Origin of the sequence: Bradyrhizobium sp. 139, assembly GCF_023074175.1 — a bacterium.
In the GTDB taxonomy this organism is placed as follows: Bacteria; Pseudomonadota; Alphaproteobacteria; order Rhizobiales; family Xanthobacteraceae; genus Bradyrhizobium.
Window position 1 is genome coordinate 1 of record NZ_JADPKS010000162.1, and the last position, 17,322, is coordinate 17,322.

The window sequence follows — 17,322 nt, forward strand, 5'->3', positions numbered from 1 at the left end:
GTGCTCTCGATCGATGCTTGCATCAAACTCTCCGATGGTTCGAGTGTGGAAACCCAAACCTATCGGAAAGAGCCCGCTCACCGCCCCATGGAATCTACGGTCCCCGGTTGGGGCGAGGTAAGAGAAAATCAGTCGAACAGGCTGGACACCGACTCTTCCGCCGCCGTGCGCGCGATCGCGTTCGAGATCAGGCTGGCGATTGGAAGCGTACGGATGTTCGGAGCCTTGGTCACCGCATCCGTCGGCAGGATCGAGTCGGTGATCACGAGCTCTTTCAGCTTCGAGCCCGCGATGCGAGCAGCCGCGCCACCGGAGAGCACGCCGTGGGTGATATAGGCGTAGACGTCCTTGGCGCCCTTGGCGATCAGCGCGTCGGCTGCGTTCACCAGCGTGCCGCCGGAGTCCACGATATCGTCGATCAGGATGCAGGTGTAGCCGGCGACGTCGCCGATCACGTTCATGACCTCGGACTCGCCCGCCCTCTCGCGGCGCTTGTCGACAATCGCGAGCGGGGTGTTGATGCGCTTGGCAAGGCCACGCGCGCGCGCCACGCCGCCGACGTCAGGCGAGATCACCATCGTCTTGGAGAGGTCGAACTTGTCCTTGATGTCGCGCACCATCAGTGGCGCCGCGTAGAGATTGTCGGTCGGGATGTCGAAGAATCCCTGGATCTGGCCGGCATGCAGGTCGAGCGTCATGACGCGGTCGACGCCGGCCTGCGTGATCAGGTTGGCGACGAGCTTGGCCGAGATCGGCGTGCGCGAACCCGATTTGCGGTCCTGCCGGGCGTAGCCGAAATAGGGCAGCACCGCGGTGATGCGGCGCGCCGAGGAGCGGCGCAGCGCGTCGGTGATGATCAGCAATTCCATCAGATGGTCGTTTGCGGGGAACGAGGTCGACTGGATGACGAAGGCATCCGAGCCACGGACGTTCTCCTGGATCTCGACGAAGATCTCCATGTCGGCGAAGCGCCGTACCACCGCCTTGGTCAGCGGCAGGTCGAGGCCTTGCGCGATGGCCAGCGCGAGTGCCGGATTGGAGTTGCCGGCGACAAGCTTGATGGAGCCGTTCTTGGCCGACATGGACGCTTCCTCCCGCGCTTTGCTGGATACGACGTTCAACATCAGAGAATACCCACTGGAAGCACGGTTACGACGGGCGAGGAAATATCAGGCCGGGGGCTGCACTGGCAACCCGGGATGCTACGTTTTCCCTTCGAAAATCCCGAGTCGGGCCAACGGTTTGGCCGCAACTTCCCAAATATCTGGGGCCGTGGTTTAGTGGGGGTTATCGTCGGCATAGCCGAGCGCCGAGGCGGGCATTTCGGCGGCCGGAGCCTCCGGAATCACGCTGGCCACCGCCGGTCCCCGCAAGCCGGGAACAGCGCTCGGCGCGTCCGGCGCTCCGTTGATCATGTTGGAAAGTCCGCTGAATCCGGCCTGGGCAATCTTCCGCAGCACGAGGTCGTCGGCGGCCGACCAAGGATCTCGGGCAGCATCGCGGCCGCCCTTGGCTGCGGTCAGTTCCTCGCCGGAGAGGCGCAACGCCCGCTGCTGGTTGGCGTCGTAGACGTCCCAAACCCAGGCGATCACGGTCTTGCCGCGCACGATCTGGGCGGAGAGATAGCTGCGCACGCGATAGGCGGCGGTCCCCTCGCGGGAGACGACGGACAGGCTGCGCAACTTGGATTCGCTGTCGAGCACGCCGACCATGCGGTCGAACACCTGCGGCGGCGGCCCGTCGATCGATTCGAAGGCCACCGTCGCCCCGGAGCCGGCACTCGGCGCCATCGCATAGGAATTGTTCGCAGCACCCCCGCCGGCGCAGCCGCCAAGCGCGGTCGCCACCGCCAGCAGCATGATCGCCAGCACGCGCGAGCCCGCGCGGCGCGAGATGGATGACGCTTCCCTCATTATGGCGGGCAGCGATATCGTTAAAACGCATTAACGTCTAGGGCGGGGGCGCCACAAACAGATCTGTCAGCTTCGCGTCGCCCCGGAATGACAGCGTGTTGCCGTTGTGTTCATGCTTCCGACGTGTTCACGCTTCGAGCGCGATCGCGTGAATGTGGCGGCCGTAATCCGGCTCCTTGCGGTGTACCGAGCGGCGATAGCTGAAGAAGCGCTCGTCGGCGTAGGTATCCAGACCAAGATCATCGATCATCAGGATGCCGGCGACTTCCAGCCGCATCCGGAGGTAAGCGGCGAGGTCGAACATCGCGTGTCCCACACGCACCGACGGGATGAAGAACACGGCGTTGTCCGCGTCGGCCTCGATGAAGCGCGCCACGAACTCGTTGCCGACCTCATAGCTGTCCTGGCGGATCAAGGGGCCGATCGCGGCAATGATGCCGCTGCGCCTGGCGCCGAGCTTCTCCATCGCCGAGATCGTGGACTCCAGGACGCCGGTCAGCGCACCCTTCCAGCCGGCATGGGCGCCGCCGATCACGCCCGCGTCGGGGTCGACGAACAGCACCGGCCCGCAATCCGCGGTGGAGACGCCGAGCGCGATGCCGGGCGTCCTGGTGACGAGCGCATCGCCCTTCGGCCGCGGCCCGCTCGGCCACGGAGCGTCGGCCACGAGCACGTCGGGCGAATGGATCTGATGCAGGCTGAGAAAGCGTTCCGGTGCGACGCCGACATGCTCGGCCATGCGGCGGCGGTTCTCCGCGACAAGGGCCTGATCGTCGTTGGAGCCGAGCCCGCCGTTGAGCGCCGAATAAATCCCGCCTGAAACACCGCCCTCGCGGGTGAAGAAGGCATGGCGCAGGCCGGGCACGGCGGACAGCAGCGACGAAGCAAGCGTCATGAGGCGCCTCCGGCCTGTTCGAGATCGCTGAGGCCCGCAACCCTCGTCAGCCGCGGCTCGGAGATGCCGAGCACCTTGAACATCGAGCCCATGCCGCTACGTCCGGTATCGGTCAGGCGCCTGAGCGCGATCGAAATGTCGGTGGCGACATCAGGCGTCGCCTTCTGCATCAGCGCGGCGGCACGGGTGTCGATGCCGATGCGCTTGAGGAAATCTCCTTGCGTCACCGGGCCGTGCACGCGGGCGCCGACATCCTCGGCCGCGCGCGCCAGCGCCTGGAAGTCGACATGGGCGGTGACGTCGGCCTGGCCCGGCGCCTTCAGGGGATCGGTGAAAGTGTGGCGCGCGATCGCCTGGAAGGTGTCGCCGGCATCGCTGCGCAGATGGCCGTAATCGATGATCAGCGCCGCGCCGTCCTGGTCGCGAACGCGCGTGGCGAGCTTCATGATCTCGGAATCGGGCCGCCATTCGAACACGGCGCCGACGGGCGCCGCGCGCACCAAAGGCGGCAGCAGCACGTCGTAGCGCGGCGTCGGCTCGGCAGCCGCGCCGAAGACGAGCTTTCCATTGCCGTCGAACTCGATCACGCGCTCGTGCCAGCCGCTCTCGCGCTTCACCATCTGGTGGATCGGCAGCACGTCGAAATATTCGTTGGCGAGGATGATGCTCGGTCCCTCGGGCACGTCGTCGATGCTGTCGTGCCAGGCGAGGTTGCGCATGCCCGACAGCGTCGCATTCTGCCGCTCGCGCAGCACCGGATTGACCTCGACCATGTGGATATGAAGCGCCTGATACAGCGGCGGCAGCACGCGCAGCGCACGCAGCGCATCCGCCATCATGGTGCCGCGGCCGGGGCCGAGCTCGATCAGCCGCAGGAATTGCGGTGAGCCCATCTGTTTCCACACCGAGGCGGTCCACAGCCCCAGCAGTTCGCCGAACATCTGGCTGACCTCGGGCGCAGTGGTGAAGTCGCCTTCTCGTCCCAGGGGATCGCGCGAAACGTAATAGCCATAGCGCGGGTGCATCAGGCACAGTTCCATGTACCGCCAGACCGGCATGGGGCCCGAGGATTTGATCAGCGCCTTGATCGCGTTGAGTAACGGCTGGTCGGTCACGGCCTATCTTCTCAAAAGGAATTAACGAATAGCCCCTGCGGGCTCGGGCGCACCGCGCCTGATAGCCAATACGATAAGTATGCCGCCGACAATAAGCATCGGGATCGACAACAGCATGCCCATGGTTAATCCGCCCCAGAGGTAACCGAGCTGGACGTCGGGCTCGCGGAAGTGTTCGCCGGCAATCCGCGTCAGGCCGTAGATCAGGATGAAGGCGCCGAGGATCATGCCGGGCCGCTTCAGGGCGCCGAAGCGGATCATGATCGCAAGCACCGTGAACAGCAAAATGCCTTCCATTCCGGCCTCGTAGAGCTGGCTCGGATGGCGCGGCAGCTGCGAGGGATCGTTGGGGAAGATCATCGCCCAGGGCAGGGCGGGGTCGGTGGCGCGGCCCCACAATTCGCCATTGATGAAATTGGCGATGCGCCCGAGCAGCAGCCCGACCGGGGCGACTGCGGTGGTGATGTCGCCGAGCGACAGGATCGGGATGCGGTTGCGATAGGCAAACCACATCACCGCGACGACGCAGCCGAGAAAGCCGCCATGGAAGGACATGCCGCCCTCCCACAATTTGAGGATCGCGGCAGGATGCTCGATGAAGAAGGGCAGATTGTAGAACAGCACGTAGCCGGTGCGGCCGCCGAGGATGATGCCGAGCGTAACCCAGAGGATGAAGTCGTCGATCTGGAGCAGCGAGATCGGCGCGGGCCCGCCCCATAGCCGCTCGTTCTTCAGGAGCGAGCGCGCATAAAGCCAGCCGAACACGATGCCGCAGATATAGGCCAGGGCATACCAGCGGATCGCGAACGGACCGATCTCGAGTGCGATCGGCTTGAACGCGGGAAAGTCGATGAGCAGAAAGAGCATCAGGCCTTCTATGTCTGGACGAGATTGCGGCGATAGAGCGCCAGCAAGCGCTCCCAATGCCGCTCGGCGGCGTCGCGGTCATAGACCGGGCGCTTGGGGAAGGCGAAGCCGTGATGCGTGCCGGGATAGATCTCGACCTCGGCTTTCGCGCCGCTCATGCCCTGCTTGACCTTCTCGATGATCTCGGTGGGCGCGTAGATATCGGTCTCGGCGCAGGCGAAATAGAGCTCGGCCTTGGTCTTGCCGGCGGCGAGATGCGGGCTGTCGTCCTGCTCGGTCGCAAGCTGGGTGCCGTAGATCGAGGCAGCGGCCTTGACGCGATCAGGGAAATGCGTGGCGGCGTTGACGGCGTAGCGGCCGCTCATGCAATAGCCGACCGTGCCGATGATTTTAGTGTTCGCGGCGGTCTGGCCTTCGGCGTAGGTGAGCAGCGCCCTCGTGTCGTCCATGATCATGGGAATCGTGAGCGAGCCCATCAGCTGGAACATGCGCTTGCGCTCCGGCGCGTTCGGATCGGCCGGCAGCGCGCCGAGCTCCATCACGCCGGAGCGATAATAGAGGTTCGGCAGCATCACGTAATAGCCCGAAGTCGCGAGCCGGCGCGCCATGTCGCGCAGCTCTTCGCGGATCGCCGGCGCATCCATGTAGAACAGGATGACCGGAAACGGCCCGCCGCGTTCGGGGTGGGTGATGAAGGTTGCGGTGTGGCCGTCCTTGGTGGGAATCGCGATCTGCTGGTCGATCATCTCTTATCGCCTTGTGATTCTTCTTATGCAGGGACGTTGAATACGATTGCAAGGAAACCGGGGCATGACAAGGATACCGCTGCTCGGCCCTTGATCCCGCCTCTTCGGATTGCCATTGTCTCCTGCGAGTTCGCGCAAAGTTTATCGGAGGCCGAAATGACCCAGACCAACAACCGGTTTTTCGACGAGATCGGCCGCCTGATGAACGACGCCGCCGGTGCCGCCCAGGGCGTCAAGCGCGAGTTCGACACGGTGATGCGCACCCAGGCCGAGAAATTCCTGCGCGACATGGACCTGGTCAAGCGCGAGGAGTTCGAGGCGGTCAAGGATATGGCCCGCCTCGCCCGTGAGGAGAACGAGGCCCTGAAGGCGCGCATCGCGGCGCTGGAGACCAAGCTGGGCGGGTAACACCGGTCCCGTAGCCGGATGGACCGCCGCGCAATCCGAGAGCTGCGCCCCTGGACCAACCCGGATTGCGCGGGCGCTCCATTCGGGCTGCCCGGAACCGCCCGGCAGCCCATTCTCCTTGTCATTTCCGCGTCTTCCGGGTAAAAGCCCGCCACGTCCGCGGCCCCCGCACCCCTGGAGGCTTGCTGCGGCGACAGCCATGGGCCGCGTTGCGGCCCATTAACTTTTGCAAAAACAAGGACTTAACGTTATGGCGACCGTCAAGGAATTGAAGGCGACCGCACGTCCGAAGAGCGGCAAGGGGGCCGCCCGGGCTGAGCGTCGCGCCGGCAGAGTGCCCGGAGTAATCTACGGCAACAACCAGCCCCCGCTGACGATCTCGATTGAAGATCGTGAACTGCGCCAGCGCATCCTCGCCGGCCGGTTCCTGACCACGCTGGTCGACATCGATCTCGAGGGCAAGAAGCACCGCGTGATTCCGCGCGACTACCACCTCGATCCGGTCAAGGACTTCCCGATCCATGTCGATTTCATGCGTCTCGGTGAAGGCGCCACCATCCGCATCAGCGTGTCGCTGCATGTCGTGAAGGCGGAATCGTCCCCGGGCGTGAAGCGCGGCGGCACCGTCAACATCGTGGCCCACGCGATCGAGCTCGAATGCGGCGTCGAGAGCATTCCGCAATACATCGAGGCCGACGTCGGCTCGCTCGAAATCGGTCACTCGCTGCATCTGTCGGACGTCAAGCTGCCGCCCGGCGTGAAGGCGCTGGCCCGCGAGGACGCGACCCTCGTCACCATCGTGCCGCCGTCCGGCTACGCCGAAGAGCAGAAGGCTGCGGCTGCGGCTCCGGGCGCTGCTGCGGCTGCTCCGGCGGCTGGTGCTGCTGCGCCGGCTGCGGGTGCTGCTGCTCCGGCAGCGGCTGCCAAGGCTCCCGCTGCCAAGGCTCCCGCCGGCGGCGACAAGAAGAAGTAATCTCTCAAAGCCGGCGCGCGGTCTCTGATCGCGCGCCGAGCGAGGGGCGCGCCGCGTCATGCGACTGTTTGTTGGGCTCGGCAATCCCGGCCCGAAATTCGCACGTAACCGGCACAATGTCGGCTTCATGGCCGTCGACGAGATCGCGCGGCGTCACGGTTTCGCGCCATGGCGCCGCAGGTTTCAGGGCGAGACCTCGGAAGGCACGCTCGGTACTGAGCGCGTGATCCTGCTCAAGCCGGCGACTTACATGAACGATTCCGGCCGCAGCGTTCAGGAAGCGGCAAGCTTCTTCAAGATAGCACCGGGCGACGTCACCGTATTCCATGACGAGCTCGAACTGCCGCCGGGCAAGGTGCGGGTGAAGGTCGGCGGCGGCATCGCCGGCCACAACGGCCTGCGCTCGATCTCGGCGCATATCGGCAACGAGTACCGCCGGGTGCGGCTCGGCATCGGTCATCCCGGCGTCAAGGAATTGGTGCACGGCCACGTGCTGTCGGACTTCGCCAAGGCCGACAACGACTGGGTGGCGACGCTCTGCGACGCGGTGGCCGAGCACGCGGCATTGGTTGCCAAAGGCACGGACGCGACCTTCGCCAACAGGGTGCATCTTGCCATGCAGGCGAAGGGATTTTTGACCAAGGACGACAACGGCAAGGAATAACGCTCGTGGGATTTAAATGCGGGATCGTCGGGTTGCCCAATGTCGGCAAGTCGACCTTGTTCAATGCGCTGACCGAGACGGCCGCTGCGCAGGCGGCGAACTATCCGTTCTGCACGATCGAGCCGAATGTCGGCGAGGTCGCGGTGCCGGATCCGCGGCTCGACAAGCTGTCGGCGATCGCCAGATCGGCGCAGATCATCCCGACCCGGCTGACCTTCGTCGACATCGCCGGCCTCGTGCGCGGTGCGTCCAAGGGTGAAGGCCTCGGCAATCAATTTCTGGCCACCATCCGCGAGGTCGACGCCGTCGCGCATGTCGTGCGCTGCTTTGAAGACTCCGACATCACCCATGTCGAAGGCAAGATCGCCCCGCTCGCCGATATCGAGACCATCGAGACCGAGCTGATGCTCGCCGACCTCGACAGCCTCGAGAAGCGCGTCGACAATCTCACGAAGAAAGCCAAGGGCAACGACAAGGACGCCAAGGAGCAGCTCGATCTCGTCAACCGCACGCTGGTGCTGCTGCGCGAGGGCAAGCCCGCGCGCCTCGTCGAGCGCAAGGCGGAGGAGGAGCGCGCCTTCTCCATGCTCGGCCTGCTGTCGTCCAAGCCGGTGCTCTATGTCTGCAACGTCGAGGAAGGCTCCGCCGCCACCGGCAACGGCTTCTCCAAGGCCGTCGAAGAACAAGCTGCCAGGGAAGGCGCCGTTGCCGTCGTCATCTCCGCCAAGATCGAATCCGAGATCGCCACCATTTCACGCGAAGAACGCGCCGACTTCCTGGAGACGCTGGGTCTCGAAGAAGCCGGCCTCGATCGCCTGATCCGCGCCGGCTACACCCTGCTCGACCTCATCACCTATTTCACGGTGGGCCCGAAAGAGGCCCGCGCCTGGACCATCTATCGCGGCACCAAGGCGCCGGGGGCGGCCGGCGTGATCCACACCGACTTCGAGAAGGGTTTCATCCGCGCCGAGACCATCGCGTATGACGACTATATCGCGCTGAACGGCGAAGCCGGCGCCCGCGATGCAGGCAAGCTGCGGCTCGAAGGCAAGGAATACGTCGTCGCCGATGGCGATGTGATGCATTTCCGGTTTAATACGTAAGTTGAAGTTGTCATTCCGGGGCGCGCGCAGCGCTGTAGGGTAGGCAAAGCGAAGCGTGCCCACCACGTCTCCTCATCTCGTGGAAAGATGGTGGGCACGGCGCTTTGCGCCTTTGTCCACCCTACGGCGCCGGCGCCCGGCTCACCGCGTCCCGCCGCCCTGGTCCCGTATCGCGCCGAGATGCTCGTTGATGCGGAAGATGATCAGGATCAGCTCCGCGATGATGCGCGAGAACACAATGCCGACGACGACGCTCGCGATCGACGACAGCAGCACCAGGAAGCCGCCGAACGGGCTGATCGCCATCGCCGCGAGGCCGGAGAAGATGCCGGAGAGGCCGAACAGGCAGATCAGCGCAATCACCAGCCAGTAGAAGGTCTTGATGATCGTCGGCGTGATGAAGCGGTCCCATTGAAACAGGTCGCTGAATGAAAACATTGCTCTCCCCAAGTCAAATCCGGCCAAGCCAAGTCGGGCCAAGTCAAAATCGGGCCTTGTCAAATCGGGCCTTGCAAGTGGATCCTGGCCCTCGGTTGATCCGACTCAAGACCAACGCCGGCGCGTCGAATGTAGCACGAGCCATGCGGGCCGGCGGGTTGAGATTGCTGCAAAGTGCGGCCACAATCTGTCATTCCCTCAAAGCTTTCCAAAGATGACCCTGACCTTCGAAGATTTCCCGCCCGGCCGGTTCGGAACATTCGGCCCGCGCCACGTCACCCGCGACGAGATTTTGGCCTTCGCCGCCGAGTTCGATCCGCAGCCGATGCACCTCGACGAGGAGGCGGCGGCTAGTAGCATGCTGCGCGGCCTTTCGGGCTCGGGCTGGCATCTCTGCTCGCTGATGATGCGGATGATGGCCGATGGCTTCATCACCAGCGCCGCTTCGCTCGGCTCGCCCGGCGTCGACGAGGTGCGCTGGCTCTTGCCGCTCAGGCCCGGCGACGACCTCATGCTCGACGTCGATGTCGTGGAGGCGCGCAGCTCGAAGAGCCGGCCGGAACTCGGCATCGTCAAGTTCAAATGCACCGTGCGCAACGCGGCGGGTCAGGCGCTGTGCGAGATGACGTCGCCGATCCTGATCGAGCGGCGCGAGGGGGCGCTCTGATGCGGTTCTTCGAGGACATTGAGATCGGCCATCGCCGCGAGATCGGCGCCTACATTTTCACCGCGGAGTCCATCAAGGCGTTCGCTGCAAAGTTCGACCCCCAGCGTTTTCACCTCGACGAGGAGGAAGGCAAGAACTCGCTGTTCGGCGGGCTCGCGGCCTCGGGCTGGCATGTCGGCTCGGCCTGCATGAGCCTGCTTGTCGCGGATGGCCAGCGTCTGGCGCGTGAGGCCGCCTCGCGCGGCGAGGAGGCCGCTGTGTGGGGTCCGTCGCCGGGCTTTCGCGACCTGCGCTGGATCAGGCCGGTGCTCGCCGGCGACGCCGTCGCTTACGTCAACGAGGTCATCGACAAGCGTGCCTCCGGTTCACGTCCCGGCTGGGGGATTTTGACGGCCCGCACCACCGGCACCAATCAGCGCGGCGAGGACGTCTACGCCATCACCGCCAGCGCCTTCGTGCCGATGCGCACGAAGAGCGGTTAGACCCGTTTCAAGATGAACAGCCGAAATAAGCACGCAAGTGTTGCCCGCGCGCTATGGACGCGATTCGGGGTGGCTGCCATAAGCCTGCTCAACATGGTTGACCGGCGAAGCAGTTGGCGGAACCATCGAGTTGCTAACCAATTATGAACCTGTCGCTGTCTATTTGAACGAACTGGGCAGAGGACAGGGGACGAGGACCATGGCAGACCGCGGCGCACTCAAGCTGGTCGGATTTATCTTCGCTACCGCGACCTTGGCCGTGATGCTGGTCGCTGGCATGGTGGTGAAGGGCTATGCCGATGGTGGCTACACCCTGGAAGCCTCGACGATCGACGCGAGCCGGTAAGAGTTCGTTAACTCTTCGGGCCGGCGTCCGGCTTCCACTCAGCGGCTATAGACCAAAGCCAGCACCGCAATCGCGACAGCCAGTAGTCCAACGAAGCGCAGCATGATCGTGCCGAACTGGCTCGGCGCTGGTCGCAGCGGTATCGGGTCCGTATTGTCGGGCCGAATGCTTTCCATATGAAATGTCCCCCGGCCCAGCCGTAATACCGACGGGCGCTGGGCATTGGTCGGTGCGAGGGCACAGAAAGTTCAAAGTAGGGTTCTTCATCTCTCCCCGTAAGGACGGGGCGAGGGAGAACAGATCCCCAGAATCGAAACCGCCGCGCCCCTTTCGGAACGCGGCGGCGGGTGATGGCTGTGTTTGCGATCAGCTGTTGCGCAGGCCGTCGGCGGCGCGCTTCCACTGCGAGACGTTGTCGGCGATCATGCGGGTGGACTTCATCGCGGCCTGGCTGAGCTGGGCATAGCCGGAGATCTCGCGCTGGACGCGCTGGCCTTCGGCGTGGAGCAGGTCGCGCAGGCTCTCGAGCTCGGAGATCAGATTCTCGATCTCGGCAAGGGAGGTGCCGGCGACGCGCTGGATCAGCGAGTTGACGTTGGTGACGGTGGCTTCCGCGCTCGAGTCGAGCGGCGGCGCGTCGGTGGTCGTCGATGCCGGCCGGCGCAGATAGGCGATGTCGTTGCGGACGAAGTCGCGGATGCCGGCTTCGACTTCGGTCACTGCGGCGAGGTTGGTGTCGACCGTCTCGGTCTCGGTGGTTTCGGTCTTTTCCGGACGCATGGCGTTCATCGTTATTCCCCTGTTCGCGTTGAGCGCAGCGCGAGTGTCCCCCGCACGACGACGTCTATCAGTCGACTAGGGCGCCGGATTTTGGCCGCAACTTGGCCGAGGTGCGGCAAGGGCGGACCATTCGGGGGTTTTGCCGTGGCGTATGGTTACGAGAGTCTGAATGCTGCTGTAGCGCGGCGTGGTCGGTGCCGGACTACCTCGCCTCGCTTGCGGGGAGAGGGTGGGGTGAGGGGGACTCTCCGCGAGGACGGAGTGAATTGGACTCGCGGAGGCTCCCCCTCACCTGCCGCGCTCCGCGCGTCGACCTCTCCGCGCAAGCGGGGCGAGGTAAGCAACTCACCAGCTCTTCTTGAAGCCCGCCGTCAGGCTCTTGTTGATCACGCCTTGCGAGGTCTCGCCGACCGAGCCGGAGACCGTGACGTTGTCGAACAGCTTTTGCTCGGCGCCGACCTTGCGCAGCCATCTGTCGTCGGTGGTCGACAGCGTCTGGCCGGCGGTGATGCTGGTGCCGGTGTCGGTGATGGTGACCTTCGCGATCTGGTCGGTCTCGTAATTGCGCGTGATGTGACCGCCGATGCCGGGCACCGCGGTCGTGCCCTGCTGGTTGACGCTGTAGCCGTTCTGGAGCGTCAGCGAAGTGTCGTTCGACAGCGGCATCGACTTGATCAGCGACGCCCCGATCTTGCTCTGCTCGGCGCCGGGATCGACGCGGGCTTCCACCGCGGTCTTGTCCCAGATCGAGCCGGCGCCCGGCGCGGTCGCCGCCGCCCAGGCGCTGCCGGAGGATTGCGGCAGGCTGCCGCCATTGGCGGCCTTCTGCGCCAGCAGCTCGGACATCGTCCGCGGCTCGCTGGTCACGGTCATGTCGGCGCCGATGCGAGCGTCCCAGAACGAGAATACGGACTGCTTCACCGTCACTGCGGAAGAGCCGTTCCCATGGACGTTCGACGACCAGTTCAGGCCGTCCTTGGCCGCGGCCTGCGCGCGCTTCTTGGCGGCCATGACGTCGTTGCCAGTGCCGGCGTCGATCGCGAGCTGGCTCCAGTCAAGCTTGTCGACGTCGATACCCCTCAGCACGTCGGGATCGTTGACGTCGGGGGTCTCGGCGGCCTCGGCCTTGTCGTCAGGCGCCGCCGCGGGCGGGACGATCTGCGCCGAGACCGTCAGCACCGAGCCCAAGATGAATGCGGCCGCCAGCAGCGCCAGCCTGGTCCAGCCAAAACCTGTCGAGAATTTCATCGTCCTGCCCGCGAGCCCTGGCGCATGCTTGCTGCCACTATAGTGCGGCTATCCGTGATGACCATGCGCCATTCGGTCCGCACCATAAATGCTGATCTACCGTTGCGAAATTGTGGCGGCTCGCCTCGAAGACAAACCAACGGGCCGCGCGAAAGGCGCGCGCCCGATGACTAGCTTCTCCACGATGGCATCCGGCGGGGCTGGAGGCCAGGATGCGCGGCGTGCGAGCATCGATCATCGGTCCCGAACTGCGGGGCCCGTTGGTGTCCCTCTCAGCCGACGCGGGTCATCCTCGGCAGATGAATGGCGCGGCCGAGTGCTTGTTCGACGAGGTCAAAAGTGTCGACCAGCACGCGCATGCTGATGAGCTTGCCCGCCCTGAACTGGGCGAACTGCGCCACCCGCAGCGCGATCGGCTTGTCCGAGTCCAACGCCGTCAATGAATAGCGCAGCATCGAGGCGGCGGAATCGACGCCAAGCATGATGCTCTCGCGGTTAAAGCGGCGGACACGGAAGTTGTCGGCGAGCTGGCGGATGACGTCGAGCACGGCGTCCTTGCCCAGGCGCGCGCCGAGGAACGGAAACATGTCGATCGGGCCGTAGATCGCCCATTCGACGTCCTCGTCGATGAGGGCCTCGATATCCTCGAAATGCCGGTCGTTGATCGCGCGGTGCAACGCGCGCGAGAAACGCCAGAGGCTGTGCTCTGTCATTTTGGGCAGTCCTGAAGCTGGCTTGCAAAAAAACCGAAAACAACCCCATGCACCGTACCGTAAGGTGCCCAAAGGGTTGCCCAACTCATTTGTGTGCGAACAAATACGCGATTTCGGTCAAAACGCAATTCACGATTGCGCAATGCACAATTGAGCGCAGTTTGTGAGATTTACAATAGGACCCCGTAATTTCCCGGTCCGAATTCGACCTCTCCCCGCCGGCGACAAGGCAATCGCATATGCCAGCTGGGAGCTTGCCGGACGTGCTCGGCCTGCATGGTTCGAGACGCCCGCTTTGGCGGGCTCCCCACCATGAGGGTCTGATCTCTCGCCGAGAAACGCGACCTCATCCTGAGGGCCTGCCGTAGGCGGGCGTCTCGAAGGATGGCACTAGGCGTGCTGCCCGCCCGTTTCTCGTCAAATGCATTTGCGATAGGCCTGCCGCTTGCGGGGCGAGGTGAACACCGGCGCCGTGACCGCGTGACCCATCTCACATCACCCCCGCCCGGCGCGGCTATCGTCATCCGCATGTTCTCAGGCAGACGTGCCATGGCCGTGATCGCCGCCGCAAGAAAGTCCCGCCTGCACAACGCGCTCGAACGCATCGCGCTGACCGCGACCCTCCAGAGCTTCCCGACCTTCGTCGCCTTCGCCTCGCTCGCCCACGCGCTGCTCGCGGTGGCGTTCGGCCCGAGCTTGCCTTCCTTCTTCAAGACCGTTTACGAGCCAAAGTTCTTCGAGGCCCATTTGTCGCTTTCCGACAAGATCACGGCATGGCGCACCCAACCGGTCGCCTCGCTCCAGTTCGTGACGATCGTGCTGCTGCTGTCGGTGATGGCGGTGGTGACGGCGAGCCTGGGGTGAGGGGATGCCCCTCTCTCCGCTCGTCATTCCGGGGCGCCGCAAAGCGGCGAGCCCGGAATCATGGCACGACTGGCGCGCATGAGGCTGCGCCGCCCTACCTCTTCTTCCATCCACCCCGCCGTCCCGGCTGCCCACCCGTCGACTTCGGCGCCGGGCCGAACTCCGGGCCTGACTGCCGCGAGTCCGTCGGCTGGATGATCCGGCTCTCGCCGCCGAACGGCTTTGACGGCAGCGTCTGGTTGGCGCGGTAGGGCAGCGATTCCGGGCCGTGCATCTCGTCGAGATGTGGCTTGTGGACCTTCGAGCCGCCAGAGCCGCCGCTGGCTTTCAGCGCGGAGCCCACGGTCTTTTTCTTCATGGCGCTGACCGGCAAATTGGCGGCGTCGCCGTATTTCTTCGCGCCGGCATAGGCGCCGGCCTTGCCCTGTACCGTGCGCTGCTTGGCGGTGGGGTCGTCGACCACCGCGAGCTCGGTGGCGCGCAGGCGCTTGACTTCGTCGCGCAGGCGGGCGGCTTCCTCGAAGTTCAAATCGGCCGCGGCCTCGCGCATCCGCGTTTCGAGATCGCCGAGCACGGCTTCAAAGTTGTGGCCGATCGAGATGATGTCGTCGGTCATGTCGTGGCCGCCGATTTCGACCAGCACGTGGTCGCGCTCGTAGACGGAGTTCATGATGTCGCCGATCGACTTCTTGATGCTCTCCGGCGTGATGCCGTGCGCGGTGTTGTACTCGACCTGCTTTTCGCGGCGGCGGTCGGTTTCGGCGATGGCTCGCTCCATCGATCCCGTCACTTGGTCGGCATAGAGGATCACCTTGCCGTCGACGTTGCGCGCGGCGCGGCCGATGGTCTGGATCAGCGAGGTCTCGCTGCGCAGAAAACCTTCCTTGTCGGCGTCCAGAATTGCGACCAGCGCGCATTCGGGAATGTCGAGACCTTCGCGCAGCAGGTTGATGCCGACCAGCGCGTCGAATGCGCCGAGCCTGAGATCGCGGATGATCTCGATGCGCTCGATGGTGTCGATATCACTGTGCATGTAGCGCACGCGAATGCCCTGCTCATGCAGATACTCGGTGAGGTCCTCCGCCATGCGCTTGGTCAGCACCGTGATCAGCGAGCGGTAGCCGGCCTGCGCAGTGGCGCGGACCTCGCCGACGAGATCGTCGACCTGGGTGCGGGCCGGGCGAATATCGACGGGAGGATCGATCAGGCCGGTCGGGCGGATCACCTGCTCGACGAATACGCCGCCGCTCTCGTTCAGCTCCCAGCCGCTCGGCGTGGCCGACACCGCGACCGTCTGCGGCCGCATCATATTCCATTCCTCGAAGCGCAGCGGGCGGTTGTCCATGCAGGAGGGCAGGCGGAAGCCGTATTCGGCCAGCGTCGCCTTGCGGCGGAAGTCGCCTTTGAACATGGCGCCGACCTGGGGCACGGTGACGTGGCTCTCGTCGGCGAACACCAGTGCGTTGTCGGGCACGTATTCGAACAATGTCGGCGGCGGCTCGCCGGGCCGGCGTCCCGTGAGATAGCGCGAATAGTTCTCGATGCCGGCGCAGCTTCCGGTCGCCTCCATCATCTCGAGGTCGAAGGTGGTGCGTTGCTCCAGCCGTTGCGCTTCCAGCAGGCGGCCCTGGTCGTGGAGCTGGTCGAGCCGCTGCTTCAGTTCCGACTTGATCGACTTGATCGCCTGCACCAGCGTCGGGCGCGGCGTCACATAGTGCGAGTTGGCGTACATCTTGATGAATTCGAGCTCGTCCTGCTTGTGGCCGGTGAGCGGATCGAACTCCTCGATGTTCTCGATGGTGTCGCCGAACAGGTTCACGCGCCAGGCGCGGTCCTCATAGTGCGCCGGGAAGATGTCGATGACGTCGCCGCGCACGCGAAACGTGCCGCGGGTGAAATCGGCCTGGGTGCGCTTGTACTGCAGCGCGACGAGATCGGCGATGAGCTGGCGCTGGTCGATGCGCTCGCCCTTCTTCAGCGCGAATGTCATCGCGGTGTAGGTCTCGACCGAGCCGATACCGTAGATGCAGGACACCGAGGCGACGATGATGACGTCATCGCGCTCGAGCAGCGCGCGCGTCGCCGAGTGGCGCATGCGGTCGATCTGCTCGTTGATCGAGGAGTCTTTTTCTATGTAGGTGTCCGTGCGCGGAACATACGCTTCCGGCTGGTAGTAGTCGTAATAGCTGACAAAATACTCGACCGCGTTGTCGGGGAAGAAATTCTTGAACTCGCCATAGAGCTGCGCGGCGAGCGTCTTGTTCGGCGCCAGGATCAGCGCCGGACGCTGCGTCTTCTCGATGACCTGCGCCATCGTGTAGGTCTTGCCCGAGCCGGTGACGCCTAACAGCACCTGTGTGCGGTCGTTGCGCTGAATGCCTTCGACGAGCTCGGCGATCGCGGTCGGCTGGTCGCCCTTGGGCTGGTATTCCGACTTCAGCTCGAAGCGTACGCCGCCTTCGGACTTTTCCGGGCGCGGCGGCCGGTGCGGCGTCCACACCTGCACCGAGCCGTCGCCCCTGCGGAACTCGGGCCGGCCCTCGCGGATCAGCGACTCCAGCGCATCCGCGGTCGCCTTGACGCCAAGCGCCTCCAACTTGCTGCGGGGCGGACGCGCCAGCGCTTCCGCATCGTCCTCTTCAGTTGGGAGGCCAAGCTGACGCGCCAGTTCCGGATCGAGCGTCGGGATCGTCGCCGAGGTTCCGTAATTGGCCTGCGGCGCCTCGTCGAAGCCGCCGTCCTCGACCGGTGTGCGGGTGGCCGGCGGCTGCGGATGAGGCCGCAACGGCATCGGCCGCGCGGCGTCCTGCGGAAACTCCTTGGGCGTCGAGGCGCGCGCGCGATGCGCGGCGGCTTCGCCCCCGGACCGGCGGTCGCGCGAATTGTCCGGCGGCGGCTGCAGCCCGGTGCCCGAGCCAAGCCCGGCATCGCCGCGATTGATCGCAGGATTGAGCAGCTCGGCCAGCGCCGGCCCGATCGGCTGCACGTCAGGCCGATGTGCTTTCGAGTTGGGAGCCTTGGATTTCGGGGATTTCGCGGGGGGAGCAGGTTTCTTCGCCATGCCCTGAATATGGGACGACTCCGCCCCTCAGAAAAGGGC

Annotated in this window: 20 protein-coding genes; 8 read left to right on the forward strand and 12 right to left on the reverse strand. The window is 64.8% G+C overall.

Features of this window, described 5'->3' with window-relative positions:
* Positions 1–128 precede the first annotated feature (128 nt).
* From IVA80_RS34345 to IVA80_RS34370, 6 genes are all read right to left on the reverse strand, one after another.
* Positions 129–1,082 (reverse strand): ribose-phosphate pyrophosphokinase, encoded by a 954-nt coding sequence (locus IVA80_RS34345; protein WP_247439551.1) that lies wholly within the window; start codon positions 1,080–1,082, stop codon positions 129–131.
* 195 nt (positions 1,083–1,277) lie between these two features.
* Entirely contained in the window at positions 1,278–1,913 is a 636-nt protein-coding gene (locus tag IVA80_RS34350) for a hypothetical protein (RefSeq protein WP_247439552.1), read from the reverse strand.
* A 127-nt stretch (positions 1,914–2,040) separates the two neighbouring features.
* Positions 2,041–2,808: a peptidoglycan editing factor PgeF gene (gene pgeF, locus IVA80_RS34355; RefSeq protein ID WP_247439553.1), complete on the reverse strand. Its 768-nt coding sequence runs from the start codon at positions 2,806–2,808 to the stop codon at positions 2,041–2,043.
* Positions 2,805–3,923: an SAM-dependent methyltransferase gene (locus tag IVA80_RS34360; protein WP_247439554.1), complete on the reverse strand. Its 1,119-nt coding sequence runs from the start codon at positions 3,921–3,923 to the stop codon at positions 2,805–2,807. Before IVA80_RS34360 ends, pgeF begins: the two co-directional genes overlap by 4 nt.
* A 21-nt stretch (positions 3,924–3,944) precedes the next feature.
* The gene (lgt, locus tag IVA80_RS34365; protein WP_247439555.1) at positions 3,945–4,790 is read right to left on the reverse strand and encodes a prolipoprotein diacylglyceryl transferase; all 846 of its coding nucleotides are present in this window, start codon (positions 4,788–4,790) and stop codon (positions 3,945–3,947) included.
* A gap of 8 nt (positions 4,791–4,798) precedes the next feature.
* The gene (locus tag IVA80_RS34370; RefSeq protein ID WP_247439556.1) at positions 4,799–5,536 is read right to left on the reverse strand and encodes a dienelactone hydrolase family protein; all 738 of its coding nucleotides are present in this window, start codon (positions 5,534–5,536) and stop codon (positions 4,799–4,801) included.
* Between the two features lie 156 nt (positions 5,537–5,692).
* On the opposite strand from IVA80_RS34370, the gene IVA80_RS34375 reads away from it, so the two are divergent.
* The 4 genes from IVA80_RS34375 to ychF all read left to right on the forward strand — a co-directional run bounded on the left by IVA80_RS34375 (position 5,693) and on the right by ychF (position 8,684).
* Positions 5,693–5,944, forward strand: coding sequence for an accessory factor UbiK family protein (locus tag IVA80_RS34375; protein ID WP_247439557.1), 252 nt, complete (start codon positions 5,693–5,695; stop codon positions 5,942–5,944).
* Between the two features lie 250 nt (positions 5,945–6,194).
* The gene (locus IVA80_RS34380) at positions 6,195–6,917 is read left to right on the forward strand and encodes a 50S ribosomal protein L25/general stress protein Ctc (protein WP_247439558.1); all 723 of its coding nucleotides are present in this window, start codon (positions 6,195–6,197) and stop codon (positions 6,915–6,917) included.
* 58 nt (positions 6,918–6,975) lie between these two features.
* Complete coding sequence (gene pth, locus IVA80_RS34385; protein WP_247353017.1) at positions 6,976–7,581, forward strand: aminoacyl-tRNA hydrolase; 606 nt, start codon at positions 6,976–6,978, stop codon at positions 7,579–7,581.
* A gap of 5 nt (positions 7,582–7,586) precedes the next feature.
* On the forward strand, positions 7,587–8,684 hold the full coding sequence (gene ychF, locus IVA80_RS34390; protein WP_247439559.1) for a redox-regulated ATPase YchF: 1,098 nt from the start codon (positions 7,587–7,589) through the stop codon (positions 8,682–8,684).
* A gap of 141 nt (positions 8,685–8,825) precedes the next feature.
* Here ychF and IVA80_RS34395 read toward each other — a convergent pair whose 3' ends face one another.
* Positions 8,826–9,122, reverse strand: coding sequence for a DUF4282 domain-containing protein (locus IVA80_RS34395; protein ID WP_247439560.1), 297 nt, complete (start codon positions 9,120–9,122; stop codon positions 8,826–8,828).
* 214 nt (positions 9,123–9,336) lie between these two features.
* On the opposite strand from IVA80_RS34395, the gene IVA80_RS34400 reads away from it, so the two are divergent.
* From IVA80_RS34400 to IVA80_RS34410, 3 genes are all read left to right on the forward strand, one after another.
* Positions 9,337–9,789: a MaoC family dehydratase gene (locus tag IVA80_RS34400; RefSeq protein WP_247439561.1), complete on the forward strand. Its 453-nt coding sequence runs from the start codon at positions 9,337–9,339 to the stop codon at positions 9,787–9,789.
* On the forward strand, positions 9,789–10,271 hold the full coding sequence (locus IVA80_RS34405) for a MaoC family dehydratase (protein WP_247439562.1): 483 nt from the start codon (positions 9,789–9,791) through the stop codon (positions 10,269–10,271). Before IVA80_RS34400 ends, IVA80_RS34405 begins: the two co-directional genes overlap by 1 nt.
* Positions 10,272–10,470: 199 nt before the next feature.
* The gene (locus IVA80_RS34410; protein WP_045003736.1) at positions 10,471–10,617 is read left to right on the forward strand and encodes a hypothetical protein; all 147 of its coding nucleotides are present in this window, start codon (positions 10,471–10,473) and stop codon (positions 10,615–10,617) included.
* A 38-nt stretch (positions 10,618–10,655) separates the two neighbouring features.
* Here the strand turns inward: IVA80_RS34410 and IVA80_RS34415 are convergent, their stop codons facing one another.
* The 4 genes from IVA80_RS34415 to IVA80_RS34430 form a co-directional block, all read right to left on the reverse strand.
* A complete protein-coding gene (locus IVA80_RS34415; RefSeq protein ID WP_247439563.1) occupies positions 10,656–10,793 on the reverse strand; it encodes a hypothetical protein in 138 nt (45 codons plus the stop codon).
* Positions 10,794–10,983: 190 nt separating this feature from the next.
* Complete coding sequence (locus IVA80_RS34420) at positions 10,984–11,406, reverse strand: hypothetical protein (protein ID WP_247439564.1); 423 nt, start codon at positions 11,404–11,406, stop codon at positions 10,984–10,986.
* A 336-nt stretch (positions 11,407–11,742) separates the two neighbouring features.
* Positions 11,743–12,645, reverse strand: a complete 903-nt coding sequence (locus tag IVA80_RS34425) for a hypothetical protein (RefSeq protein WP_247439565.1) — start codon at positions 12,643–12,645, stop codon at positions 11,743–11,745.
* Between the two features lie 272 nt (positions 12,646–12,917).
* Positions 12,918–13,358, reverse strand: a complete 441-nt coding sequence (locus IVA80_RS34430) for a nuclear transport factor 2 family protein (protein WP_247439566.1) — start codon at positions 13,356–13,358, stop codon at positions 12,918–12,920.
* Positions 13,359–13,907: 549 nt separating this feature from the next.
* Between IVA80_RS34430 and IVA80_RS34435 the strand changes: the two genes are divergently transcribed.
* A complete protein-coding gene (locus IVA80_RS34435) occupies positions 13,908–14,222 on the forward strand; it encodes a hypothetical protein (protein WP_247439567.1) in 315 nt (104 codons plus the stop codon).
* 94 nt (positions 14,223–14,316) lie between these two features.
* On the opposite strand, the gene uvrB is transcribed toward IVA80_RS34435, so the two are convergent.
* Positions 14,317–17,283: an excinuclease ABC subunit UvrB gene (gene uvrB, locus IVA80_RS34440; protein ID WP_247439568.1), complete on the reverse strand. Its 2,967-nt coding sequence runs from the start codon at positions 17,281–17,283 to the stop codon at positions 14,317–14,319.
* Between the last annotated feature and the right edge of the window lie 39 nt (positions 17,284–17,322).